Below are 24,808 nucleotides of genomic sequence, written 5' to 3' on the forward strand. Positions count from 1 at the left end.
GACCCGTGTGGCATAACTGCTTCCCTTTTGTGTCTGTGAGGCCCGGGATTCACGCCGCTTTTCCCTGGCATGATCCGACCTTAGCGGCAAAATACGCTTTAATATAGGTTGTTTTTAGGTACAATAGCCGGCTTATTTGCAAGTGGCTGTGTACATTTCAATCTCGGTAGAAGTTATCTAATAACTTGATTTACATGAGGTTAGTAACAGTTCTTCGAAGCGTGTCCGGATACTGAACGGGGTGCTGTGTCCCTTCGGTTGCCGACCGGTTATACCGCCCCGAACGGGCTAACTTTCGGCTACTGCGTCAGCGGTAACCACTTTTAACTAAAGACAGAGGAATGGCAGTAAACACTGCCAGAAGAGGTTTTCATGCAAGTGTCGGTTGAAGCGAGTGAAGGGCTTGAGCGTCGTATGACAGTTGAACTCCCTGCTGAGAAGGTAAATCAGGCAGTGGAGAAACGGCTGAAAGAGATTGCACGGACCGTCAGGCTGGATGGTTTTCGCCCGGGCAAGGTGCCTCTGTCGGTAGTACGCAAGCGTTTTTCCAATGATGCCAAACAGGAGGTGTTTGGCGATCTGGTGCAGTCCAGCTATTTTGAAGCGCTGATGCAGGAGAAGTTGAATCCTGCCGGAGAGCCTGCCATCGAGCCGGTGGAAAAAAGTGTCAATGAAGGCATGGCTTATGTGGCGGTTTTTGAAGTGATGCCGGAGGTCACTCTCAATTCACTGGGTGATGTAACGATAAAACGCCCTGTGGTGGAAGTGACCGATGAAGATCTGAACGAAATGGTTGAGAAGTTGCGCAAACAACGGATTACCTGGAATGAAGTGGATCGCGCGGCGCAGGAAGGTGATCAGATCACCATCAATTTCAAAGGCTACATGGATGGCGAGGCCTTTGAAGGGGGCTCTGCAGAAGGCATTCCACTGGAACTGGGTTCCAAGGGCATGATCGAAGGTTTTGAGGAGGGGTTGGTTGGTGCCAAGGCCGGTGAGGCGCGTACCCTGGAGCTGACCTTCCCCGAGAGCTACCATGCAGAAAAGCTGGCAGGTAAACCCGCCACATTCGAGGTTGAGGTTACCAAGGTTTCTGAAGCGGTACTGCCCGAGGTTAATGAAGAGTTTACCAAGGCCTTCGGCATCTCCGAAGAGGGCGTAGACGGATTCTATAAAGAGATCCGCGCCAACATGACCCGTGAGCTCGAGGATAAGATCCGCAGTCTTGTTAAAGAACAGGCGATGGATGCACTGTTGCAGGTCAATGATCTGGAAGTGCCGAAGGCGCTGGTCAAGCGTGAGGCCGAGGTATTACTGCAGCAGACCAAGGCCAATCTGGCCCAGGGTGGCCAGGGGAATAACCTCAATCTGCCGGTTGAGCTGTTTGAGGATCAGGCAAAGAAACGTGTTACCCTTGGACTGATCATTGCAGAGGTTCTTAGTAGTAACAATATTGAGTTGGATGAAGATCGGGTACGTCAGAAGATTGAGCAATTTGCCCAGTCATATGAAGATCCCCAGCAGGTTGTTGATTACTATTACGGTAATAAAGAACAACTTTCCGGTATCCAGAACCTGGTTCTTGAAGATCAGGTGGTGGATTGGGTGCTTGATCAGGTCAAGGTTGAGGATGCCGCAAAAGGCTTTGACGAAGTGATGAATCCGGCAACGCCGGATGTCGATGCGGTAAACGAATAAAGCCAGGATATAAAGGATCAATTCAGCATGACCGATATACGAAATATGGGCGGATTGGATGCAACGAATCTGGGACTGATTCCCATGGTGGTCGAACAGACATCAAGGGGGGAGCGTTCTTATGATATCTATTCGCGACTGCTCAAGGAGCGCGTTATCTTCCTGGTCGGTCAGGTTGAAGACAACATGGCCAATCTGATCGTGGCCCAGTTGCTTTTCCTGGAGTCTGAGAATCCGGACAAGGATATCCATATCTACATAAATTCACCCGGCGGTTCCGTGAGTGCCGGGCTGGCAATCTATGACACCATGCAGTTTGTAAAACCCCATATCAGCACCATGTGCATAGGTCAGGCGGCCAGTATGGGTGCACTGTTGCTGGCTGGTGGAGAAAAGGGCAAGCGTTATTGTCTGCCCAACTCCCGAATGATGATCCACCAACCCCTGGGTGGTTTTCAGGGACAGGCAACGGATATCGAGATCCACGCCAAGGAGATTCTCCTGTTACGTGACAAGCTGAACAATATTATGGCCACGCACACCGGGCAGTCGCTCGAGACCATCGCGAAGGATACCGATCGTGATAATTTCATGAGCGGCGAGAATGCGGTTGCCTACGGACTTATCGATAAAGTACTGAGTCGGCGTCCTGACGGTGCTGCTGCCGAGTGATTTTCTCGGATTAACAGCCTGTTTTTATTGGAAAAATTGATATATTTTTCACTGTGGCTTCAACTCGTTTCATCCAGGTGATTATGTGTTGGGGGTTGTAATGAAGTTCGATCAGCCTTATACATTATTTATGACAGAAAGCGGGTTGACTGAAATAGCGAGAGGATGGCTTCATGGGTGACGACAAGACAAGAGGCGATGACGGCAAGTTGCTTTATTGCTCATTCTGCGGAAAGAGTCAGCATGAAGTTCGTAAGCTCATAGCCGGTCCATCGGTATTTATCTGTGATGAGTGCGTAGAGCTGTGCAACGACATTATCCGTGAGGAGATGCAGGAAGGCAGTGTCGAGAGCGCTGGAAAACTGCCGAAACCTCACGAACTGAGTGCGTTGCTTGATCAATATGTGATTGGTCAGGCTCGAGCAAAAAAAGTGCTTTCGGTGGCGGTGTACAATCACTACAAGCGGCTTGATACCAGCAAGAACAAGGACGAGATCGAGATCGCCAAGAGTAATATCCTGCTGATCGGTCCAACCGGATCCGGTAAGACCCTGTTGGCTGAGACGCTTGCACGGATGCTCAATGTGCCATTCACCATCGCTGATGCCACCACGCTCACCGAAGCCGGTTATGTAGGTGAGGATGTCGAGAATATCATTCAGAAGCTGTTGCAGAAGTGTGATTATGATGTTGAAAAGGCTCAGACCGGTATTGTCTATATTGATGAAATCGACAAGATTTCCCGCAAATCAGACAATCCCTCCATCACCCGTGACGTGTCCGGCGAGGGTGTACAGCAGGCATTGTTGAAACTGATAGAGGGAACGGTTGCCTCGGTTCCGCCCCAGGGCGGTCGCAAGCATCCCCAGCAGGAATTTCTGCAGGTGGATACCTCCAATATTCTGTTCGTGGTGGGCGGTGCCTTTGCCGGTCTTGATAAGGTGATTCGTAATCGCTCCGAGAAAGGGGGAATCGGTTTCTCGGCGGAGGTGCACAGCAAGGATGTTTCCCGCAAGGTGGGCGAGATTCTAACCAACGTGGAACCGGAGGACCTGATTCAGTACGGACTGATTCCCGAGTTTGTCGGCAGGCTGCCCGTGGTGGCAACCCTTGAGGAACTTGATGAAGAGGCCCTGGTGCGTATTCTTACAGAACCCAAGAATGCCCTGGTGAAGCAGTACCATCGTCTGTTCGAGATGGAAGATTGTGAACTGGAGTTCCGGTCGGATGCCCTGTCCGCGATTGCGCGTAAGGCGATGGAGCGGAAAACGGGGGCCCGAGGTCTGCGAACCATTATGGAGCAGGTGTTGCTGGATACCATGTATGACCTGCCGTCACTGGAAAACGTCTCCAAAGTGGTGGTGGATGAGGCGGTTATCACCGGTGAAAATGCCCCCTACATTATTTATGAAGGTGGTGAGAAGAAGATGGTTGCGGCTGATTGATCATGTCATGTGCTGAAAGCCGGACAGGCTCATGTCCGGTTTATATAAAACCGCTGACCGGGTTACAAGGCAGCGGTTTTTCTGCTTTAACCGGGTTCATTAAACTAATGCCTTGATTAATCGGGCCAGCGTCAGGGCCGCTGATGCTATTACCCTGTAAAGTGCGCTGCCTAATAACTTGAAATGTTCGAGCTAAGCCCCCACCATCCACTGAACGGCAGGATCGTGATATGCCGCTACCCATTCCGCACTATTGGATGACAAGTCAGTTTGACGGGCGACTGCTATGCAGTCATGCAGCAGCCAATAGGCCGTAACAGAAGGAGTGCCCTCCATGGGTCAAGACGATATAAGTAATCCCCGGATAGCAGATTCGGTTACAAAAATCCCCGTGCTTCCGTTGCGGGATGTAGTGGTTTATCCGCATATGGTGATACCGCTTTTTGTTGGCCGTGAAAAGTCCATCAAGGCGCTGGATGCAGCCATGAGAGAGGACAAGCAGATCATCCTGGTGGCGCAAAAAAGTGCGGAGACCGATGAGCCGGCGGTTGCGGATATGTACACGGTTGGAACCCTGGCGAATATCCTTCAGCTGCTCAAACTGCCGGATGGTACGGTAAAAGTGCTGGTCGAGGGTGGCTCACGTTCCAAACTAAGCGATATTTCTGAGGCGGATGGCTATTTTTCGGCCGAATTTTCCCGTGTCGAGGATGTCACGCCGGATGATGATCGGGAGCTCGAGGTCCTGATGCGTTCGGCCATTGCGCTGTTCGATCAGTATGTAAAGCTGAATAAAAAGATACCCCCTGAAGTGCTCACCTCACTTTCCAGCATTGAGTCTCCCAGTCGTCTGGCAGATACCATGGCTGCTCACATGTCACTGAAGCTGGATGAAAAGCAGGGTGTGCTTGAGATGGCAAATATAGGTGACCGTCTGGAACACCTGATGAGCCTGATGGAGGCCGAGAATGATCTGCTGCAGATGGAAAAGCGGATTCGCGGCCGGGTCAAGCGCCAGATGGAAAAGAACCAACGCGAGTATTATCTGAATGAACAGATGAAAGCGATTCAGAAAGAGTTGGGCGAGATGGATGAGGCGCCCAATGAGATCGAAGATCTGGAAAACCGCATTGAGTCCGCGGGCATGCCGAAGGAGGCCAAGACCAAGGCGGTGGCGGAACTGAACAAGTTGAAGCTGATGTCACCAATGTCCGCAGAGGCCTCTGTGGTGAGAAACTACATTGATACCCTGGTGAATGTGCCGTGGAAGAAACGCAGCAAGATTCGCAATGACCTAAAGGCTGCGGAAGATGTGTTGGAAAAGGATCACTATGGTCTGGAGAAAGTAAAAGAGCGGATTATCGAGTATCTGGCTGTGCAGCAGCGGGTGCGCAAACTGAAGGGTCCTATTCTTTGCTTGGTGGGGCCCCCGGGTGTTGGTAAGACCTCGGTCGGGCAGTCGATTGCCCGCGCGACCAATCGTAAATTTATACGTATGGCGCTCGGTGGTGTGCGTGACGAGGCGGAAATTCGTGGGCATCGGCGCACCTATATCGGCGCGCTGCCGGGAAAAATAATCCAGAACCTGTCAAAGATAGGTACCAGGAACCCACTGTTCCTGTTGGATGAAATCGACAAGATGGCCATGGATTTCCGTGGCGACCCGGCTTCCGCGCTGCTTGAAGTGCTGGACCCCGAGCAGAATCATACCTTTGGAGATCATTACCTGGAGGTGGATTTTGATCTGTCGGAAGTGATGTTTGTGGCCACCGCCAACACACTGAATGTACCGGCTGCCTTGCTGGATCGTATGGAAGTGATACGGCTGTCGGGATACACCGAGGATGAAAAGGTCAATATCGCCATGCGTTATCTGGTGCCCAAGCAGATTGAGAACAATGGTTTGAAGGCGACCGAGATCGTGTTCAAGGAGGCAGTAATCCGTGACATTATCCGTTATTACAGCCGCGAAGCCGGTGTGCGGAATCTGGAGCGGGAAATCTCCAAAATCTGTCGTAAAGTGGTCAAGGACATTCTTCTGACCAAGTCCGGCAAGAAGGTGACTATTACACCGGCAAGCCTGGATAAATATTTGGGTGTGAAACGCTTCAGATATGGCGAGGTGGAGGACTATGATCAGGTCGGTCAGGTGACGGGACTGGCGTGGACCGAAGTAGGTGGAGAACTGCTGAAGATTGAAACGGCCCTGGTGCCCGGCAAGGGTCGACTGACCCACACCGGGCAGTTGGGCGATGTGATGCAGGAGTCGATCCAGGCGGCAATGACGGTAGTCAGAAGTCGGGCGGCGGCACTGGGCATCGAGAACGATTTCTATCAGAAACTGGATGTGCATGTTCACGTGCCGGAGGGGGCGACTCCGAAGGATGGTCCCAGTGCCGGTATCGGTATGTGTACCTGCCTGGTCTCCGCATTGACGCAGATACCGGTAAGAGCAGACGTCGCCATGACGGGTGAAATCACACTCCGGGGTGAGGTGCTGCCCATCGGCGGTCTGAAAGAGAAGTTGCTGGCTGCTCACCGCGGGGGGATCAAGACGGTGATCATACCCGAAGAGAACGAACGTGATCTCGTCGAGATACCCAAGAACATCAAGCAGAATCTTGAAATTCTGCCTGTCCGTTGGGTAGAGCAGGCGCTGGAGATTGCGCTGGTTCATATGCCGACGCCGCTACAAGAACAGAGTGACATTGCCGAGGTTGCCAAGAGTAAGCCGCGAACGGCAAAGAAAAGTGTCAAGAAGGGTGGCGGCTTGACCCGACACTGATCGATACCCAGCTTTTATCGTCAAAACCGCACCGCGGGAGGAAATTAATCGATTTCTTCCTGTCGTGTGCTGTTGTTAGTGTGTTACCGGTTGTATTGTGTGCCGAAACAACGGGTTGTCCGGTCGAGTGAATCGGCCGTATAGGTTTTGGTGTTTTATTTATGTGTGACGGGTGTGTGTATTCGCCTGGAAACCGCATAAAATTAGGCTTTTGGGACTTGTTTGCTTGACACTTCTTCCGGGCCACTGGTATAAATTGACCCCGTTTCGCACACCTGCAACGGTAGCTGATAAAGTTTTAACCCACGCTGCTCACAGCGTTTTTTTATAACCTTAGGGGAGACGACTAATGAATAAGACGGAACTGATCGATGCGATGGCAGATTCTGCAGATATATCCAAAGCAGCCGCTGGTCGCGCACTGGATGGTATGATTGCAGCCATCACCGAGGCGCTGAAAAGTGGGGATCAAGTATCAGTCATCGGCTTCGGTTCTTTCTCCGTGCGTGAGCGAGCTGCGCGCACTGGTCGGAACCCACAGACCGGCGCTACCATCGAGATTAAGGCATCCAAGAATCCTTCATTCAAGGCTGGTAAAGCCCTTAAGGATGCCGTAAACTAGCGCGCCTTCAGCGGGTGCTTAGCTCAGCTGGGAGAGCATCGCCCTTACAAGGCGAGGGTCGGGGGTTCGATCCCCTCAGCACCCACCATTTTCGGAGCGGTAGTTCAGTTGGTTAGAATACCGGCCTGTCACGCCGGGGGTCGCGGGTTCGAGCCCCGTCCGCTCCGCCATAGGTGAGAAGATGCGGGGTATCCTAGGATACCCCGTTTTTTTTACTATCCAGATTTCGGATTTCAGGTACGTCATGCTTCAGTCCATCAGGGAACGCGCCCAGGGAGTGGTCGCCTGGTTCATAGTTATTCTCATCAGTGTGCCTTTTGCACTCTTCGGTATTAACTCCTATCTTGGCGGTGGCTCCGAGTCTGTTGCGGCCACGGTCAATGGCCAGGAGATCACCCAGCGTGAATTTGAAAGCGGCTATCGGGATTTCCGCGAAAACCTGCGTCAACGGTTGGGTGATAACTACCGTCCGGAGATGATTGACGAGGCACAACTGCGGCAGGAAGTGCTTCAGCTGATGATTCGCAATAACCTGCTGATGCAAAAATCGGAGGAGCTGGGTTTGCGGGTCGGTGATGACCTGGTGAAACAGGTGATTGCCTCACTTTCGGGTTTTCAGGTTGATGGTCGATTCAGTCAAGATGCCTATGAACGAGGGGTCCGCCTGCAGGGATTGACGCCCGCCGGCTTCGAGCAGCAGATTCGTCGTGGTCTGGTGAGTGAGCAGCTCTCCAAGGCAGTTACCGGTTCCGAGTTTACCACTCGCTCGGAACTGCTGAATCTGGCCCAGCTGAGACTGCAGCGCCGTGATTTTGAGTATCTCATTCTTCCGGCGGCGAATTTCCTCAGTGGTATAGAGGTCGATGACGAAGCTGTGGAAGCCTACTATGCCGCGCATCAAAATGATTACATGGCGCCAGAGCGGGTTAAGATCAGATATCTTGATCTGGATATCGCCAGTATTGCCAAGAGCCTGACGGCGGACGATGAGGCGCTGCAGGCTTACTACAACCAGCATCAGTCCCTCTACAAGACCGCCGAGCAGCGTCGCGCGAGTCATATTCTGATCGCCGTCGATGAGGGGAGTGATGATGCGGCTGTTGTGCAGGCCAGGAGTGTGGCGCAGGCGGCACTGGACCGGGTGCGCGGGGGAGAAGATTTTGCCGCTGTCGCCAAGGCGGTTTCCCAGGATCCCGGTTCCGCCGAAGAGGGCGGCGATCTGGGATTTTTTGAGACCGGAGTTATGGAGCCGGCATTTGATGAGGCCGTATTCAATCTGCAGCCGGGTGAGATTAGTGATCTGGTGCGTACGCCCTTTGGTTTTCATGTCATCAAATTGACCGAGATTCGTGAATCGACCGGCAAGTCTTTTGACGAGGCACGGGATGAAGTGGAACAGGCCTATCTGAAAGCCGAGGCTGAACGTCTGTTCTACGAGTATGCCGAGCGGCTGGGTAACATCGCTTACGAAGAATCACACAGTCTGCAGCCCGCAGCGGATGCCCTGGGTATAGAACCCAAAGAGAGTGACTGGATCACGCGTGATGGTGGTGAAGGCATGCTTGGGGCGCCCAAAGTGATCGCTGCTGCGTTCAGCGAGGATGTGTTGATATCGGGAAACAACAGCGAGGCGATCGAGCTTAATCCGGAGCATGTCATGGTGCTGCGAGTTGTGGATCATGAAGAGGCTGCTGTCAAATCGCTGGATCAGGTGAAGCAGGCCATACGCGATAAACTGCGGGTGGAGAAGGCTGTCGAGCAGGCTGCCCGTGAGGGTGCTGAATTGGTGAGTGGACTCACGAAGGGTGAGACGCTGGCAGCTATTGCCGAAGAGAAGGGTGTCACGATTAAGCCGCGCAAGGTGATCAGTCGTGATGAACGGGATGTCCCGGCAGATCTGGTCAAGCATCTCTTCCTGATGCCCCGCCCGGAAGGGGACATGCCGGTTTATGGTCAGTTGGCGATGGCAAGCGGTGATCTGGCACTGATCGCGCTGCATGCAGTGACCGACGGCACGTTGGCGGACGCCAACGAGTTGGGTGGTGAGGCCGTCCTGAATAACGCCTTGACGCAGTCACGCGGCAAGAGCTATTTCCAGCATCTGCAGGGTAATCTGCGCGCAGAGGCTGATGTGATCATCACCAACAAGTCATCAGATAACTGAGCGCAATGAAAAAAGCCGCCACCCCACAGTCTTGGGGTGGCGGCTTTTTTTGGTCTGTCCCGGAGGTGTCGGGGTTGTCCTGTCAAGCCATGCCGACGATATGGTAACCGGAATCCACATAGAGAATGTCGCCGGTAATTCCTGAGGCCAGATCGGAGCAGAGGAAGGCGGCGGCGTTGCCCACTTCTTCAATGGTGACATTGCGACGCAGCGGGTTCTTCTTTTCCGCTTCCGCGAGCATGCCTTTGAAACCGCTGATGCCGGATGCGGCCAGGGTCCGGATCGGTCCGGCCGAAATGGCGTTGACCCGGGTCCCTTCCGGTCCCAGGGAATCGGCCATATATTTAACGCTGGCCTCCAGGCTGGCCTTGGCGATACCCATAACGTTGTAATTGGGAATGGTGCGGACCGCCCCCAGGTAACTCATAGTGATCAGTGCGCCGTTACGTCCCTGCATCATCGACCGGCCTGCTTTGGCCAATGCGGCAAAACTGTAGGCGCTGATATCGTGAGCGATGCTGAATCCTTCCCGGGTGACCGCATCGATATAGCTCCCTTCAAGCTGGTCGCGGGGGGCAAATCCGACAGAATGAACAATGCCGTCCAGACCGTCCCAATGTTTGGCCAGTTCGGTAAACACAGCCTCGATCTGTTCGTCAGAGGTGACATCCATTGGCAGGACAATGTCTGAATCCAGCTCCGCCGCCATCTTTTGCACCCGCTCCAACAGCTTGTCGCCCTGTGCGGTAAAGGCCAGCTGCGCCCCTTCGCGATGCATGGCCTTGGCGGTGCCCCAGGCGATGGAACGGTTGCTGGCCACGCCGACGATGAGGATGCGTTTGTCTTGTAGGAAACCCATGTAAAATCCTTGAAGCTTCGTATGAAAGAGAGTTTGAGTGCACCGGACGTGGTGGAGGCCGGGCAGTCCTAAGGTACCGGAAAAGCTTCGGCCCGAAAAGAACCCGACGGTTTTTTGTTGGTCTGTTCTAATATATGCTGCTGTTCTGGCGGCAGGTTTTGTGCGGCACATACTGGTTAATACACTGCAGATGTCGCTCCATCGCCCATTGAGTGATCAACAATAAAAAATGAGACGCCTGAGGAAACAAGTGGCAAGACGGATTCACGGATGCACGGTCGGGAGTGGATGGCCGGCGGCTGGATTGATTGCCATGCTGCTGATACTGCTCAATGGCTGTGGAGAGCGCGCCTGGAATGCCCCCTATCCCGCCAGCGAGGCAAAGTCCAATACCCTCTACAGCTCGTTTTCCGAGCGACCCAAGCATCTCGATCCTGCCCGCTCCTATGCGGCCAATGAATATGCCTTTATCGCGCAGATCTATGAGCCCCCGCTGCAGTACCACTTTTTGAAACGGCCCTACCAACTGGTCCCGTTGGCCGCTGAAAAGGTGCCGGAGCCGCTGTTTCTAGACCAGGCGGGAAATCCGCTGCCGGATGATGCCCCGGTCGCTGACGTCGCCTTCAGCGACTATGAGATACATATCAAACCGGGCATGCGGTATCAGCCCCATCCTGCGTTAGCAAAGGACGATGCGGGGGTCTATCGTTATCATCAGCTCACTGAAGAGGCCGTGGAACGGTTCAACACCCTGGCGGATTTCCCCCACACTGGTACACGCGAGGCAACCGCTGAAGATTTTATTTACCAGATCAAGCGTCTGGCCAACCCCCGGCTCCACTCACCGATCGCCAGCATCATGGCGGAGTACATTGTCGGGTTTTCGGAATTTGCCAGTGAGTTGACAGCTGCCGGCGACAATGGCGGTTTTATTGACCTCAGGCAATACCGAATGGCGGGCGTCACCCAACTCGACCGCTACCGTTTCAAGGTGCGGCTGCGGGGCAAATATCCCCAGTTTGTCTATTGGCTGGCCATGACTTTTTTCGCTCCCATGCCCTGGGAGGCGGACCTGTTTTACAGCCAGCCGGGGCTGGATAAACGCAACATCAGCCTGAACTGGTATCCCATCGGCACCGGCCCGTTCATGCTCGCGGAGAACAATCCCAATTTGCGCATGGTACTGGCGCGCAATCCCCACTTTCATGGCGAGGCCTATCCGTTGCAGGGTGAACCGGAGGATGGTGAAAACGGCATGCTGGACGATGCGGGCAAAGCACTGCCGCTGATCGACAAGGCGGTCTACAGTCTGGAGCAGGAGGTGATACCCCGCTGGAACAAGTTCCTGCAGGGTTACTACGATACCTCCGGTGTCAGTTCGGACAGCTTTGACCAGGCGGTCAAGTTCGGTTCCGGCGGTGAGGCCAATCTGACCGATGAGATGCTGGAGCGGAATATCAAACTGGCCACCGCCGTGGAGACCTCGATCTTCTATCTGGGTTTCAACATGGCTGACCCGGTCATCGGTGGTGATTCCGAGGAGAATCGCTACCTGCGCCAGGCTATCTCCATCGCGGTCAATTTTGAGGAGTACATCTCCATCTTTCTGAATGGTCGCGGGGTGGTGGCCCACGGTCCCCTGCCGCTGGGTATCTTCGGCAGTCGCGAGGGACCAGAGGGGATCAATCCGGTGGTGTTCGATATCGAAAAGGGTAAACCCAGGCGCAAGTCCCTGCAGGAGGCGCGCGCATTGATGGCCAAGGCGGGTTATCCCAACGGCAAGAGCATCCGCACCGGAAGGCCGCTGGTGCTGAATTACGAGTCGGCCTCGGCGGGGCCGGATAGCAAGGCGCAACTCAACTGGATGCGCAAGCAGCTCAAACAGCTGGGGATTCAGCTGGTGATCCGGGCCACTGACTACAACCGGTTTCAGGAGAAGCTGCGCAAGGGCACGGGCCAGCTGTTCATGTTCGGCTGGAATGCCGATTACCCGGATCCGGAAAATTTCCTGTTTCTGCTCTATGGGCCCAACGGCAAGGTGGAGCATGCCGGCGAGAATGCGGTCAATTATGACAATCCGGAATTCAATGCACTGTTCGACCAGATGAAAAACATGGAGAACAGTCCCGAGCGCCAGGAGATTATCGATCGCATGGTGGATATCCTGCGCCACGACGCCCCCTGGATCTGGGGATTTTATCCCAAGGCTTTCTCGCTCTATCACGACTGGTACGGGAACGTGAAACCCAATCTGATGGCCAACAATACCCTCAAGTACAAACGCATCGACCCCGCGACGCGCAATGCGCGTCAGCAGGCCTGGAATCCCCCTGTGGTCTGGCCGCTGGTGCTGCTGGTGCTGGTGCTGATGGCCAGCACCGTGCCGGCGATGCTGGTGTATCGCCGCCATGAACGGAGTGCCGCCCGATGATCGCCTATATCGTGCGGCGGATTCTCTACGCCATCCCGATTCTGATCGGGGTGAATATCCTCACTTTCGTGCTGTTTTTCGTGGTCAATTCACCGGATGACATGGCGCGCATGAACCTGGGTATGAAACGGGTGACCCCGGAGGCGATAGAGAACTGGAAGGCCGAGCGCGGCTATGACAAGCCACTGCTGTTTAATTCGGCCAGTCAGGGTGTGGGGCAAGTGACCGATACCATCTTCTTCCAAAAATCCCTGAAGCTGTTTCAGTTCGATTTTGGTACCTCCGACAGTGACCGGGATATCGGCTATGACATCTCCCAGCGGATGTGGCCAAGCCTAGCCATTGCGGTGCCGGTGCTGCTGATCGGGCTGCTGGTGAATATCACCTATGCGCTGTTGATTGCGTTTTTTCGTGCCACCTATATCGATATCTGGAGTGTGGTGCTCTGTGTGGTGATGATGTCGATTTCGGGGCTTTTTTATATTATCGGTGGTCAGTATCTGGTGAGTAAGCTGCTGCATCTGATGCCTATTTCCGGGTATGACACCGGCTTCGCGGCCGTCAAATTTCTGATCCTGCCGGTGCTGATCGGCGTGGTGGGGGGCATCGGCTCAGGGACGCGCTGGTACCGCACGCTGTTTCTCGAAGAGATCAACCGGGACTATGTCCGAACGGCCCGTGCCAAGGGGCTTTCCGAGGGCATAGTGCTGTTCCGGCATGTGCTGAAAAACGCCATGATACCGATCCTCACCGGAGTGGTGGTGGTGTTGCCCCTGCTGTTCATGGGTAGCCTGATCACCGAGTCGTTCTTCGGTATTCCCGGCCTGGGCAGCTACACCATCGACGCCATCAATCGGCAGGATTTCGCCATTGTGCGCGCCATGGTGTTCCTGGGATCGGTGCTCTATATCATCGGGCTGCTATTGACCGATATCTCCTATACGTTGGTGGACCCGAGGGTGCGGCTATCATGATGAGTGGTCTGGCATGATGGGCGGGCTGGTGATCCTGTGGACGGATGCGCTGGTGTTCCTGCTGCTGTTCTTTTCGGTCGCGTTTGCTGTCTATGCCGCCCGGAGGGAGCACCTGCGCGGGCCCTGGCGACAGGTGGTGCGCAGCCGGGTGGGTGTCAGTACTCTGGTGATCCTGAGTTTTTATGTGGTAATCGGGTTGCTGGACTCGATACACTTCGAACCGCAATTTTCACCCGACCAGCAGACCGGCGCCCAGGTGCAGTCCAGCGAAGTGTACAGCCTGTTCGATCGTCTGGTACAGCCACTCCGGGTGCGCCAGGAGAAGACCTACTCTGCGCCGCTGGCTACCCATCTTTATGCCAAGGAGAATATCGAGCAGCCTGACGGTACGGTGATTCGGGACTTCCCACGGCTGCAATATGGCGGCGCCCATCTGGCGGACCCTGAACGCGACTGGGCGCAGGACATCATGCGCCTGAGCCTGATCGGGTTGATCAAGGGATTGGTTGTCACTCTTGTCATGGCCAATATCCTGTTTGCACTGTTGGCGGCCAGGCGCAGCGGCGGGTTCGCGGGGGCCGCCAAAGAGGTGCTGAGCGGAAAAAGCGATATCCCCTGGCGGAGCGTCCTGATCACCCTGGGACTGCTGCTGATGGTACTGTTCTGGGCGGTGGAGTTGTCGGGCCGCTATCACTTGCTGGGCACCGACAAGGTGGGGGAGGATGTCTTTTATCAGGCGTTGAAGAGCATCCGTACCGGCCTGCTGATCGGGACCCTGACCACCCTGGTGATGCTGCCGGCCGCCATTCTGCTGGGCATCATGGCCGGCTATTTCCGTGGCTGGGTGGATGACCTGATCCAGTACACCTACACCACGCTCAACTCGATTCCCGGAGTGTTGCTGATCGCGGCGGCGATCCTCATGCTGCAGATCTACATGAGCAACCATGCCGACGAATTCAACAGCCTGGTGGAGCGGGCCGATCTGCGGCTGCTGTTCCTCTGCATCATCCTCGGCGTCACCAGCTGGACTGGGCTGTGTCGTCTGTTGCGGGGTGAGGCGATGAAACTGCGTGAAGTTGATTATGTGCAGGCGGCGGTCGCCTTTGGGGTGGGACATTTCCAGATCATCCTGCGCCATATCCTGCCCAATGTGCTGCATATTGTGATGATCACCGTGGTGCTGGATTTTTCCGGTCTGGTGCTGGCCGAGGCGGTGCTCTCCTATGTCAATATCGGTGTTGATCCCACCATGAACAGCTGGGGCAATATGATCAACAGTGCCCGGCTGGAGATGGCCCGGGAACCGGTGGTCTGGTGGTCACTAATGGCCGCGATGATCTTTATGTTTACACTGGTGCTGTCGGCCAACCTGTTCTCCGATGTGGTGCGCGATGCATTCGACCCGCGTCTGCGCAGTTCACGCTGATCAGCCAACCATGGAAGCCGTAGCCGCATGAGCGATACTCTGCTGCAAGTTGAAAATCTGCAAACCTGGCTGGGCGATGGGGAACGCCCGGTACGCGCCGTGGATGGTGTCGACCTGGAGATCAGAAAAGGCGAAACCTTTGCCCTGCTGGGCGAGTCGGGCTGTGGCAAGTCGATGACGGCCCTGTCGATCATGCGTCTGCTGCCACCGGCGGGGCGCATCGTCGGTGGGAATGTCACTCTGGGCAGAACCGCCCTCCTGGAGCTGCCGGAGTACGCCATGCGCGAAGAGCGCGGTGGTCGCATGGCGATGATTTTTCAGGAACCGATGACCTCCCTCAACCCAGTGTTGACCATTGGCCGGCAGATCGGCGAGGCGGTGAAAATCCGCGATGGGGCGGATAGCCGGGCGGTGGCGCAGCGGGTGGTGGAACTGCTCCGATCGGTCGGTATCCCCGATCCCGAGCGACGGATCAACGAGTATCCGCATCAGCTCTCGGGGGGCATGAAGCAGCGGGTGATGATTGCCATGGCGCTGGCTGGCCGGCCTGATTTGCTGATTGCCGATGAACCGACCACTGCGCTGGATGTGACCATTCAGGCCCAGGTGCTGGCACTGCTTAAGGAGTTGCAGCAGCAGACCGGTATGGCCATCCTGCTGATCACCCACGATCTTGGGGTGGTGGCCGAGGTGGCGGACCGGGTAGCGGTGATGTACGCCGGCCAGATTATCGAAGTGGCGACCCGTGAGCGTTTTTTTGGTCATGCCCAGCACCCCTACAGCCAGAAACTGTTCCAGTCGCTGCCGAATGCCGAAAAACGCAGCAAGCAGCTTGCCGTGATCAGGGGCAGTGTGCCGCCGTTGAATCAGGTGTTTACCGCCTGTCGATTTATCGACCGCTGTGACCGGGCCTTCGAAGATTGTGAAACCGCCCCAGGTTGGACCGTACTGGAACCCGGCCAGGGCGCACGCTGTTATCTTGCCGGCCATCAGGATGGCGTGACCATCGTTGAAGTGGCGGAGGCGGACCATACGCCGGTCAATGCCGCGACAAGCCTCGAGCCACTGCTGGTGGTTGACCGGCTCAAGGTTCACTTTCCCATTCATAAGGGAGTGTTCAAGCGTACCGTGGGTCAGGTCAGGGCGGTGGATGGTGTTTCGCTCTCCATCGCGCCCGGAAAGACGCTGGCCCTGGTTGGCGAGTCGGGCTGCGGCAAGACCACGGTAGGTAAGGGAATACTGCAGCTGGTGCGGCCTACCGCGGGTACGGTCGGTTTTGCCGGTGATGAACTGACCCGGCTGAAAGGCAGCGCCTTGCGTGCGCGCCGCTCGGAATTGCAAATTATCTTTCAGGACCCGGTCGCCTCGATGAATCCGCGCATGCTGGTGGGCGATATTATCGAAGAGGGGATGAAGGCGCAGCGCATTGGCCGTTCGGCGGAGCAGCGCCGTTCACGGGTGATGGAACTGCTGGAGCAGGTAGGGCTTCCCGCCGATGCCGCCGGCCGTTATCCGCATGAGTTCTCCGGTGGGCAGCGTCAGCGTATCTGTATCGCCCGCGCCCTGGCGGTGGATCCGAAGCTGATTATCTGTGATGAGCCGACCAGCGCCCTGGACGTCTCGGTGCAGGCACAGATCCTCAATCTGCTGAAGCGGCTGCAGAACAGTCGCGGCCTCGCCTTCCTGTTTATAACCCACAATCTCTCGGTGGTCTCTTATCTGGCAGATGAGGTGGCGGTGATGTATCTGGGCAGGATCGTCGAGCGGGGTGAGGTGGGGCAACTGTTGGCTGCACCGAAACATCCTTATACCCAGGCGCTGCTCTCCGCCGTACCGGTGGCCGATCCCGACTTGAAGCGCGAAGTGATCCGGCTGGAAGGGGATATGCCGTCACCGGCCAATCCACCAGTCGGCTGCCACTTTCACCCCCGCTGCCCGGTGGCGATGCCCCAGTGTCGGGAGCGCTACCCGGATCTGATCAGGCTGAATGACGGCCGTCAGGTGAGCTGTTTCAAGGTTGAGCAGGAACAGTCGTAAGAGCAGGAACCTGTCCCGGCTGGGCTGGAGGGTACCCGCAGTGATTCAGGAGAGCCGGTTCATTGCGTCGCAACCGCCAACAACACCAAGAGCACAAAGACTCCTCGCCAGTATTTGTAGCAAGACCAGAGCTTAGGGCAGGGAGACTCCTACAGAGTCTGTTCAGCCACATCTACGAACAGCTGCAGTCGCTGTCCGGGCTGTAGATAGCGGCCCTCCAGCGTGTTCCATTTTCTCAGGTCGGAAATCGTGACATTGAAACGTTGCGCAATCAGCGCCAGGGAGTCGCCCTTGCGCACCCGGTAGCGCAGGCTGCTGCGGGTGTCGACCGGCGGTGAAAGCAGCGGGGTGGCGTGCGCCAACTTGTCTTGACTCTTGCCGCCCTGTTGCCAGATGACCAGCTGCTGTCCCAGGCGCAGCGTGTCCCTGGGGGACATGCCGTTCCAGCGGGCCAGGGCCCGGTGGCTGACCTTGTAGCGTTGTGCAATGTCCCAAAGTGTATCCCCCGCAACGACCTTGTGGGTCAGGCGCTTGCCCTTGCGCTGTCTGTTTTTGGTTTTTGCCAGACGGGCGTCGGCGGTATGGGTGTACTGATCGAGGCTTTTGACCGAGACCGGGATCAGCAGATGCTTGCCGGCACGGATGTTGTTGCCCTTCAGCTTGTTCACTTGTTGCAGCAATGCCACGGTGGTTTTGTGCTTTCTGGCAATGCCGCCAAGATTGTCGCCGGGGCGGATCTTATAGCGGCTCCAGCGCAGCCGTTTCTGTGGATCGAGGGCATCGAGCGCCTCGCTGAAGCGCTCGGCCTGTTCAACCGGAATGCTCAGCCGGTGTGGTCCATCCGGCGCCGTTGCCCAGCGATTGAAGCCGGGGTTTAGCCGATAGAGATCTTCAATGGAGATGCCCGCCATATCAGCCGCCAGGGCGAGATCGAGCTGGGAGCCGATATCAATGCTGTCGAAGTAGGGCTGGTTGGGAATATCGGCCAGAGTGATGCCGTACTGCTGCGGATCCCCCATCACCTTGGCCACGGCCAGCAGTTTCGGCACGTAGCGCATGGTTTCATCAGGCAGTTCGAGTGACCAGAAATCGGTGGGTTTGCCTTTTCGCTGGTTGCGCTTGATGGCCCGTTGCACCGTGCCGGCACCGGCATTGTAACCGGCCAGTGCCAACTGCCAGTCGCCGTCAAATTGGCTCGCCAGTTGGCTTAGATAGTCAAAAGCCGCCCGGGTGGCGGCCACCACATCCCGGCGACCGTCGTACCACCAGTTCTGTTCCAGCCCGAAATGTTTGCCGGTGGAGGGGATGAACTGCCACAGTCCGGCGGCGCGTCCTGGGGAGTAGGCAAAGGGCCGGAAACCGCTCTCGACAATCGGCAACAGGGCCAGCTCGCTGGGGATTCCCCGTTGTTCAGCCTCATCGAGAATAAAATAAAGATAGGGAGCTGCCCTCTCCTGTACCCTGTCCAGGTAATCGTTGTTGGAGGCAAACCAGCGGATCTGGCTGTCAATGCGCGGATGATCCGGAATCTCCAGGCCGAAACCGGCACGCAGCCGGTCCATCAGCCCGGTCTGGGGCACGGGTGCTGACTCGAGCTCAAGCGGCTTCAGGGCAACGGACTCCGGTTCAGGCTGCCGGGCCGGCGCCGGCGCCAGTTCGGTCATCGTAGCAGAGTCTGCGTGAACCGCCGCCTTGATCAATTCCGGCTCGGCTCCGTTATTGGTGGTATTGCATCCGCTCAGCGCCAGGGCGGTGAGGATGGTCAGGGTCAGATATCTTATCGGCATGAAACAATCCACGGCTGTCTGGCGTTAGCGTAAACTAGCCGGGATCATACGCAAATCACCTGTTTTTTTCCAGGAAACAGGTCATGTTACGGGGATGAATAGTCGCAGGCGATCTTTCCATGATGGGGATTGTCTGTCTAGACGGTGGACCGCCATGCCAGTGGTGGCAATAGCATCCACATGGGGCAAGCCAGATCGATGGCGGGAATCTCCGGCCGGAATGGGTTAAAGTTTGAATCCTTGCACAATAACCGCACTTGCTGATGAAGAGACTATTTAACCGGATCACCACTCCTCCTTCGACGGAGGCCCTGCGGGCCTGGTTCAGTACCACACCAGGGCGGGAGTTGCTCGCCATGGAGCAAGCGAGTCTGGAGTGCCTACTGGCTGAATGTTTCGGTTATTATCTGCTGCAGGTGGGCTGTCTGGGATTGCAGTTGGACCCACTCAGGATGAGCCGGATCAAGTCCCAGGTCGTGCTGGTGCCGAAAGGGGAGGACGCTTTCGGCAATCAATGCGTGGTTGGGGATCCGCAGCATCTGCCGGTTGCCTCGGACAGTATCGATACCGTCCTGCTGCCCCACACGCTGGATTTTTCCAGAAATCCCCATCAGTTGCTGCGCGAGGTGGAGCGGGTGTTGATTCCCGAAGGGCATGTGATCATTGTCGGTTTTAACCCCTGGAGTCTATGGGGGATCTGGCGGCTGCTGCGTATGCGCGGCAAGCAGGTCCCCTGGTGTGGGCATTTTATCTCTGCCTGGCGGGTTCATGACTGGCTCTCTCTGCTCGGATTTGAAATCAAGGCGGAACAGGGGGTGATGTTTCGTCCGCCATTGCGCCACGAGCGGATGATGCAGCGGCTGGGTTTTTTAGAACGCATCGGCGGGCGTTTCTGGTCACCGATGTCGGGTGCCTATGTGATACTTGCGGTCAAGCGGGTCTCCCGGCTGACCCCGATCAAGCCGGCCTGGAAGCTGCGTCCCCGACGCATCAGGGGTAGCATGGCCGAGCCCACGGCGAATAACATCAGACACACCAGGAGTAGTGAATAAGTGGTTGAGCGGGTGGAAATATTTACCGATGGTGCCTGTAAAGGGAATCCCGGTCCGGGTGGCTGGGGTGCCGTGATGCGCTATAAGGGCAAGGAGCGGCAACTCTACGGCGGGGAACAGCAAACCACCAATAACCGGATGGAACTGATGGCTGTTATCAGCGCCCTGGAGGCACTGACCCGCCCAACCAGTGTGCGGGTGACGACTGATTCAAAATATGTGCAGAATGGCATAACCGACTGGATCGGCAACTGGAAACGTAACGGCTGGAAAACCTCCACCAAAAAACCGGTCAAGAACAGCGATCTCTGGCTGCGACTGGATCAGTTGGTGGCGACTCATGATGTGCACTGGTCCTGGGTCAAAGGGCATAGCGGGCACCCGGAAAATGAACTCGCGGACCGGCTGGCCAACAAAGGTGTGGAGGAGTTGGGCTTATGAGTACACGGCAAATTGTATTGGATACGGAAACTACCGGTTTGGAGCCGAGCCAGGGGCATCGGATTATCGAGATCGGTTGCGTGGAAATGGTGGACCGGCGTTTGACCGGGAACAACTTCCACCAGTACCTGCAGCCCGATCGGGAGATCGATCAAGCCGCGATCGAGGTGCATGGAATCACCAATGAATTTCTCGCGGACAAGCCCCGGTTTGCAGATCTGGTGGATGATTTTGTCGCCTATGTTCATGGGGCGGAACTGATTATTCACAATGCCCCGTTCGATATGGGGTTCCTCAATCACGAGCTGAGACTGTTGCCGGGCGAGCATCCGTCACTGGATACCATCTGCAGTGTGGTGGATACCCTGGTCATGGCGAAAAAGATGCACCCTGGGCAGCGCAACAGCCTGGATGCCCTGTGCAAACGCTACGACATCAACAACAGCCACCGGGAACTGCACGGTGCACTGCTTGATGCGGAGATTTTGGCCGACGTCTATCTGATGATGACCGGAGGGCAGGGGGCACTGTCACTGGATGCGGGTAGTGGTGAAAATGAGTCCAGTAGTGAGCGGATTCAGCGTCTGGACCCGGCACGACCCCGGTTGAAAGTGGTCCAGGCCAGTGTTGACGAGCTGGCCTCGCATGGACAGCGACTGGAGCTGATTGAGAAGAGTGCTGGTGGAGGCTGTCTGTGGCGGCGCCTGGAACATGCAGAAATGGCTGGTACCGCAAGGGACGAGGTCAAGTGACCTGCTGCTCACGTACGCCGGCCTGGTCGCCGCGTTGAATCTGTTTCAGCCGCTCAATATCGACCAGTTGAACATGTTTTCGCTCCACTTTCAGCAGGCCATCGTCCTGGAAGCGGGTAAACAGGCGGCTGACGGTCTCTACCGCAAGGCCGAGGTAGTTGCCGATTTCATGGCGGGACATGCTGAGGTAGAAGTCAGAGGGAGAAAAACCGCGCCGCTGGAAACGTCCGGACAGACTCAATAGGAAGGAAGCCAGTCGCTCTTCGGCATTGCGCTTGCCCAGTAGGGTCAGCATATCCTCATCATGGCCAATCTCCCGACTCAGCAGCCGGTACATCTGGTGCTGCAGACTGGGTATGGTGCTGCTCAGCTCTTCGAGTAGGGTGAAGGGGATTTCGCAAACTGCGGTGGTCTCCAGGATTTTGGCTGAGCAGTGGTGAATGCCAGTCTCAATTGCATCCAGACCGATCATTTCACCCGGCAAGTGGAAGCCCAGAACCTGCTCGCTGCCGTCTTCACCCGGATCAAAAGTCTTGACCGTTCCGGTTTTGACCACATAGATGCATTGAAATTTATCGCCCTGGCGGAACAGGTGATCGCCACGGTGCAGCGGTCTGTTGCGCTTGACTATGGCGTCAAGCAGATCCACATCTTCCGGGGTGAGGCCCATCGGGAGGCACAGGGAAGTAAGACTACAGTTCCTGCAGGCAACCTTGATGTTGTCAAAAGAGATAACCTTGTGTTCGCTCACGGCGCAACCTTACTTCTCCATAGGAGCTGACATTTTGCAGATTGCTTTGCTCTGGATCAAGTTACTTTTCATCTTGTCTCAATCCGCTGTCTCGGATCGGGCGTGAGGAGCGGGTGATTTCTACCCGATATCCAGCGGTTTCGGCGAACCGAATCAGTGGCTTGAATGGATGTCATGCTGTCGGGGGTTATTGCCGCAAACGGTGTGTGCCTCGTTTTGGTGCGCAGATACCGTGATCTCCTTGCGAGCCGGTTCTCAGGGAGAATTATTTACCGGCCTTTTGATTGAGGCTGCAGCCGCTTTCGCGTACTATTAAACCCCGTCCTGAATGATTTTTTTCCTCCACCACAAGACATAGAGTCTATGACCAAATTCGTATTTATCACGGGCGGTGTAGTTTCCTCGCTGGGCAAGGGTATTGCCTCAGCTTCGTTGGCCGCACTGCTGGAGGCGCGCGGCCTTAAAGTCACAATGATCAAGCTGGATCCCTATATCAACGTGGATCCGGGCACCATGAGTCCCTTCCAGCACGGGGAGGTGTTTGTTACCGAGGATGGCGCCGAAACCGACCTTGATCTCGGCCATTATGAACGTTTTATTCGTGCCACCATGGGCCGCAACAACAATTTCACTACCGGCCAGATTTACGAAAGCGTTATCCGCAAGGAGCGCCGTGGCGATTACCTGGGCGGCACCGTGCAGGTCATTCCTCACATCACCAACGAAATGAAGGACAGTATCCGGCTGGGTGCGGGCGACGCCGATATCGCCCTGGTGGAGATCGGCGGTACCGTGGGTGATATAGAATCCCTGCCATTTCTTGAGTCGATTCGCCAGATGGGTGTCGAACTCGGCAAGCAGAATGCCCTGTTTCTGCACCTGACCCTGGTTCCCTATATCCACACTTCCGGCGAGATCAAGACCAAACCGACCCAGCACTCGGTCAAGGAGCTGCGCTCCATCGGTATCCAGCCGGATCTGTTGCTGTGTCGCTGCGAGAGTGCGCTTCCGGACGCCGAACGCAAGAAGATCGCCCTGTTTACCAATGTTCCGGAAGAGGCGGTCATCACCGGAGTCGATGCGGATAATATCTATCGGATTCCGCTGTTGCTGCATGAGCAGAAGATGGATGAGATCGTGGTGCGGCAGTTCGGACTTAATGTCCCGGCGGCAGATCTGTCCGAGTGGCGGGCGGTCATTGATGGCCTGGAGAATACCGACGGCAGCGTTACGGTAGCGATGGTTGGCAAGTACATGAATCTGACCGAGGCCTATAAGTCCCTCTCCGAGGCCTTGATTCATGCCGGTATTCATACCCACACCAAGATCAATATCAAATATATCGACTCCGAACAGGTGGAAAAAGAGGGTACTGACTGCCTCAAGGGGGTTGACGCAATTCTGGTTCCGGGTGGGTTCGGAGAGCGGGGTGTCGAGGGTAAGATTGCCACTGTGCGTTATGCCCGGGAGCAGCGTATTCCCTATCTGGGCATCTGCCTCGGCATGCAGGTGGCGGTGATCGAGTACGCACGTCACGTGGCCGGCATGGCGGATGCACACAGTACAGAGTTCAATCGGGAAACCCCCTATCCGGTCATCGCACTGATCACCGAGTGGCTCAATGCGGACGGCGAGCTGGAGGTGAGAAACGAGAACTCGGACCTCGGTGGCACCATGCGGCTGGGTGGGCAAGAGTGCCGGCTGGTTGAGGATGGTCTGACGCGTAAGCTGTATGCCAGCGATACCATCATCGAACGTCACCGCCACCGTTATGAATTTAATAATCAGTATCTGCAGGCACTGGAAAAGGCGGGTCTGAAAATCGCCGGGCGCTCAATGGATGGCCGGTTGGTCGAGATTGTCGAGATCAAAGAGCATCCCTGGTTTGTCGCCTGCCAGTTCCATCCGGAGTTTACCTCCACTCCAAGGGACGGGCATCCGTTGTTCACCGGTTTTATACAGGCGGCACGGAAGCATAAATATGAGATGAGCAGGGAGAGTGTACAGGCATGAAATTAGGTGAATTCGAGGCAGGCCTTGAACATCCGCTGTTTCTGATTGCGGGCCCCTGTGTGGTGGAGAGTGAGCAACTGGCGCTGGATACCGCCGGCGCACTGAAGGCTTTGACCGACAGGCTGGGCATCCCGTTTATCTACAAATCCTCCTTTGACAAGGCCAATCGCTCATCCGGGCAGAGCTATCGTGGTCCCGGGATTGAAGCGGGACTGAAGATTCTGGAAAAAGTGAAACGCGATATTGGCGTCTCCTTGCTGACCGATGTACACGAAGATACCCCGCTGAGCGAGGTGGCTTCGGTGGTGGATGTGTTGCAGACCCCCGCCTTCCTCTGCCGCCAGACCAATTTCATCAAGGCGGTCGCCAGCCAGGGCCTCCCGGTGAATCTGAAAAAGGGGCAGTTTCTCGCCCCCTGGGATATGAAACATGTAGTGGAGAAGGCGCGCAGCACCGGTAACCAGCAGATCATGGTGTGCGAACGCGGTGCCTCCTTCGGCTACAACAACCTGGTCTCCGATATGCGTTCGCTGGCGGTGATGCGGGAGTGTCAGGCCCCGGTGGTGTATGACGCCACTCATTCGGTGCAGTTGCCGGGTGGACAGGGTAACGCTTCGGGCGGACAGCGTGAGTTCGTACCGGTACTGGCGCGTGCCGCCGTGGCGGCAGGCATCTCCGGACTGTTCATGGAGACCCATCCGAATCCGGAGCAGGCCCTGAGTGATGGTCCCAACTCCTGGCCGCTGGACCGGATGGAAGCGCTGCTGGAAACCTTGATGGAGCTGGATCAGGCGGTCAAGCGACGCGGTTTTATCGAAGACACGCTATAGCTGTCCGTCCTCCCTCCGGCTCCAAGAAAAAACTTGAATATTATCTACATCCAATAAAACTGGAGT

Annotated in this window: 18 protein-coding genes and 2 tRNA genes; 17 read left to right on the forward strand and 3 right to left on the reverse strand. The window is 56.0% G+C overall.

The window, feature by feature from the left end; genetic code table 11:
* The first annotated feature begins 372 nt into the window (after nucleotides 1–372).
* From tig to A3GO_RS0121310, 8 genes are all read left to right on the forward strand, one after another.
* The gene (tig, locus tag A3GO_RS0121275; RefSeq protein ID WP_029135117.1) at nucleotides 373–1,698 is read left to right on the forward strand and encodes a trigger factor; all 1,326 of its coding nucleotides are present in this window, start codon (nucleotides 373–375) and stop codon (nucleotides 1,696–1,698) included.
* A gap of 27 nt (nucleotides 1,699–1,725) precedes the next feature.
* A complete protein-coding gene (gene clpP / locus A3GO_RS0121280) occupies nucleotides 1,726–2,370 on the forward strand; it encodes an ATP-dependent Clp endopeptidase proteolytic subunit ClpP (protein WP_029135118.1) in 645 nt (214 codons plus the stop codon).
* A 173-nt stretch (nucleotides 2,371–2,543) separates the two neighbouring features.
* A complete protein-coding gene (gene clpX, locus A3GO_RS0121285; RefSeq protein ID WP_029135119.1) occupies nucleotides 2,544–3,815 on the forward strand; it encodes an ATP-dependent Clp protease ATP-binding subunit ClpX in 1,272 nt (423 codons plus the stop codon).
* Between the two features lie 334 nt (nucleotides 3,816–4,149).
* Nucleotides 4,150–6,600 carry an endopeptidase La gene (gene lon / locus A3GO_RS0121290; RefSeq protein ID WP_029135120.1) on the forward strand — a complete coding sequence of 817 codons (2,451 nt, stop codon included), beginning with the start codon at nucleotides 4,150–4,152 and terminating at the stop codon, nucleotides 6,598–6,600.
* A gap of 349 nt (nucleotides 6,601–6,949) precedes the next feature.
* Entirely contained in the window at nucleotides 6,950–7,222 is a 273-nt protein-coding gene (locus tag A3GO_RS0121295) for an HU family DNA-binding protein (RefSeq protein WP_029135121.1), read from the forward strand.
* A gap of 12 nt (nucleotides 7,223–7,234) precedes the next feature.
* A tRNA-Val gene (locus tag A3GO_RS0121300) sits at nucleotides 7,235–7,310 on the forward strand.
* A gap of 5 nt (nucleotides 7,311–7,315) precedes the next feature.
* Nucleotides 7,316–7,392, forward strand: a tRNA-Asp gene (locus A3GO_RS0121305).
* Nucleotides 7,393–7,466: 74 nt separating this feature from the next.
* The gene (locus tag A3GO_RS0121310; protein ID WP_029135122.1) at nucleotides 7,467–9,386 is read left to right on the forward strand and encodes a SurA N-terminal domain-containing protein; all 1,920 of its coding nucleotides are present in this window, start codon (nucleotides 7,467–7,469) and stop codon (nucleotides 9,384–9,386) included.
* A gap of 82 nt (nucleotides 9,387–9,468) precedes the next feature.
* On the opposite strand, the gene A3GO_RS0121315 is transcribed toward A3GO_RS0121310, so the two are convergent.
* Nucleotides 9,469–10,245: an enoyl-ACP reductase FabI gene (locus tag A3GO_RS0121315; protein WP_029135123.1), complete on the reverse strand. Its 777-nt coding sequence runs from the start codon at nucleotides 10,243–10,245 to the stop codon at nucleotides 9,469–9,471.
* A 313-nt stretch (nucleotides 10,246–10,558) separates the two neighbouring features.
* Between A3GO_RS0121315 and A3GO_RS0121320 the strand changes: the two genes are divergently transcribed.
* From A3GO_RS0121320 to A3GO_RS0121335, 4 genes are read left to right on the forward strand one after another with little or no spacing between them, the layout of a single operon-like run.
* Nucleotides 10,559–12,676 (forward strand): ABC transporter substrate-binding protein, encoded by a 2,118-nt coding sequence (locus tag A3GO_RS0121320; RefSeq protein ID WP_037376247.1) that lies wholly within the window; start codon nucleotides 10,559–10,561, stop codon nucleotides 12,674–12,676.
* Nucleotides 12,673–13,650, forward strand: a complete 978-nt coding sequence (locus A3GO_RS0121325; RefSeq protein WP_029135125.1) for an ABC transporter permease — start codon at nucleotides 12,673–12,675, stop codon at nucleotides 13,648–13,650. Before A3GO_RS0121320 ends, A3GO_RS0121325 begins: the two co-directional genes overlap by 4 nt.
* A 13-nt stretch (nucleotides 13,651–13,663) precedes the next feature.
* Nucleotides 13,664–15,079, forward strand: coding sequence for an ABC transporter permease (locus tag A3GO_RS0121330; protein WP_029135126.1), 1,416 nt, complete (start codon nucleotides 13,664–13,666; stop codon nucleotides 15,077–15,079).
* A gap of 27 nt (nucleotides 15,080–15,106) precedes the next feature.
* The gene (locus tag A3GO_RS0121335; RefSeq protein WP_029135127.1) at nucleotides 15,107–17,116 is read left to right on the forward strand and encodes an ABC transporter ATP-binding protein; all 2,010 of its coding nucleotides are present in this window, start codon (nucleotides 15,107–15,109) and stop codon (nucleotides 17,114–17,116) included.
* 149 nt (nucleotides 17,117–17,265) lie between these two features.
* Here the strand turns inward: A3GO_RS0121335 and A3GO_RS24945 are convergent, their stop codons facing one another.
* Nucleotides 17,266–18,903, reverse strand: coding sequence for a lytic transglycosylase (locus A3GO_RS24945; protein ID WP_037376250.1), 1,638 nt, complete (start codon nucleotides 18,901–18,903; stop codon nucleotides 17,266–17,268).
* 263 nt (nucleotides 18,904–19,166) lie between these two features.
* On the opposite strand from A3GO_RS24945, the gene A3GO_RS24950 reads away from it, so the two are divergent.
* Genes A3GO_RS24950 through dnaQ form a run of 3 tightly spaced genes read left to right on the forward strand, consistent with a single transcriptional unit; the run spans nucleotide 19,167 to nucleotide 21,148 of the window.
* Entirely contained in the window at nucleotides 19,167–19,955 is a 789-nt protein-coding gene (locus tag A3GO_RS24950; RefSeq protein ID WP_084610317.1) for a class I SAM-dependent methyltransferase, read from the forward strand.
* The gene (rnhA, locus tag A3GO_RS0121350; protein WP_029135128.1) at nucleotides 19,956–20,396 is read left to right on the forward strand and encodes a ribonuclease HI; all 441 of its coding nucleotides are present in this window, start codon (nucleotides 19,956–19,958) and stop codon (nucleotides 20,394–20,396) included.
* Nucleotides 20,393–21,148 carry a DNA polymerase III subunit epsilon gene (gene dnaQ / locus A3GO_RS24955; protein WP_051302767.1) on the forward strand — a complete coding sequence of 252 codons (756 nt, stop codon included), beginning with the start codon at nucleotides 20,393–20,395 and terminating at the stop codon, nucleotides 21,146–21,148. Before rnhA ends, dnaQ begins: the two co-directional genes overlap by 4 nt.
* On the opposite strand, the gene fnr is transcribed toward dnaQ, so the two are convergent.
* Nucleotides 21,141–21,899: a fumarate/nitrate reduction transcriptional regulator Fnr gene (gene fnr, locus A3GO_RS0121360; RefSeq protein WP_029135129.1), complete on the reverse strand. Its 759-nt coding sequence runs from the start codon at nucleotides 21,897–21,899 to the stop codon at nucleotides 21,141–21,143. The genes dnaQ and fnr overlap by 8 nt on opposite strands.
* A 363-nt stretch (nucleotides 21,900–22,262) precedes the next feature.
* Here fnr and A3GO_RS0121365 point away from each other — a divergent pair, with 363 nt between their 5' ends.
* Nucleotides 22,263–23,912, forward strand: coding sequence for a CTP synthase (locus tag A3GO_RS0121365; protein WP_029135130.1), 1,650 nt, complete (start codon nucleotides 22,263–22,265; stop codon nucleotides 23,910–23,912).
* Nucleotides 23,909–24,742 carry a 3-deoxy-8-phosphooctulonate synthase gene (gene kdsA, locus A3GO_RS0121370; protein ID WP_029135131.1) on the forward strand — a complete coding sequence of 278 codons (834 nt, stop codon included), beginning with the start codon at nucleotides 23,909–23,911 and terminating at the stop codon, nucleotides 24,740–24,742. The genes A3GO_RS0121365 and kdsA overlap by 4 nt, the downstream gene beginning before the upstream one ends.
* Nucleotides 24,743–24,808 lie beyond the last annotated feature (66 nt).

The sequence above is a fragment of the Sedimenticola selenatireducens DSM 17993 genome, assembly GCF_000428045.1.
Classification (GTDB): domain Bacteria; phylum Pseudomonadota; class Gammaproteobacteria; order Chromatiales; family Chromatiaceae; genus Sedimenticola; species Sedimenticola selenatireducens.

Excerpts from the sequence above, each read along its gene's own strand:
- A3GO_RS0121310 (WP_029135122.1), top strand. The coding sequence starts at position 7,467 with ATGCTTCAGTCCATCAGGGAACGCGCCCAGGGAGTGGTCGCCTGGTTC.
- tig (WP_029135117.1), top strand. The coding sequence starts at position 373 with ATGCAAGTGTCGGTTGAAGCGAGTGAAGGGCTTGAGCGTCGTATGACA.
- A3GO_RS0121365 (WP_029135130.1), top strand. The coding sequence starts at position 22,263 with ATGACCAAATTCGTATTTATCACGGGCGGTGTAGTTTCCTCGCTGGGC.
- A3GO_RS0121315 (WP_029135123.1), bottom strand. The coding sequence starts at position 10,245 with ATGGGTTTCCTACAAGACAAACGCATCCTCATCGTCGGCGTGGCCAGC.
- A3GO_RS0121320 (WP_037376247.1), top strand. The coding sequence starts at position 10,559 with ATGCTGCTGATACTGCTCAATGGCTGTGGAGAGCGCGCCTGGAATGCC.
- lon (WP_029135120.1), top strand. The coding sequence starts at position 4,150 with ATGGGTCAAGACGATATAAGTAATCCCCGGATAGCAGATTCGGTTACA.
- A3GO_RS0121325 (WP_029135125.1), top strand. The coding sequence starts at position 12,673 with ATGATCGCCTATATCGTGCGGCGGATTCTCTACGCCATCCCGATTCTG.
- A3GO_RS24945 (WP_037376250.1), bottom strand. The coding sequence starts at position 18,903 with ATGCCGATAAGATATCTGACCCTGACCATCCTCACCGCCCTGGCGCTG.
- A3GO_RS0121295 (WP_029135121.1), top strand. The coding sequence starts at position 6,950 with ATGAATAAGACGGAACTGATCGATGCGATGGCAGATTCTGCAGATATA.
- clpX (WP_029135119.1), top strand. The coding sequence starts at position 2,544 with ATGGGTGACGACAAGACAAGAGGCGATGACGGCAAGTTGCTTTATTGC.
- A3GO_RS0121335 (WP_029135127.1), top strand. The coding sequence starts at position 15,107 with ATGAGCGATACTCTGCTGCAAGTTGAAAATCTGCAAACCTGGCTGGGC.
- A3GO_RS24950 (WP_084610317.1), top strand. The coding sequence starts at position 19,167 with ATGAAGAGACTATTTAACCGGATCACCACTCCTCCTTCGACGGAGGCC.
- kdsA (WP_029135131.1), top strand. The coding sequence starts at position 23,909 with ATGAAATTAGGTGAATTCGAGGCAGGCCTTGAACATCCGCTGTTTCTG.
- clpP (WP_029135118.1), top strand. The coding sequence starts at position 1,726 with ATGACCGATATACGAAATATGGGCGGATTGGATGCAACGAATCTGGGA.
- A3GO_RS0121330 (WP_029135126.1), top strand. The coding sequence starts at position 13,664 with ATGATGGGCGGGCTGGTGATCCTGTGGACGGATGCGCTGGTGTTCCTG.
- dnaQ (WP_051302767.1), top strand. The coding sequence starts at position 20,393 with ATGAGTACACGGCAAATTGTATTGGATACGGAAACTACCGGTTTGGAG.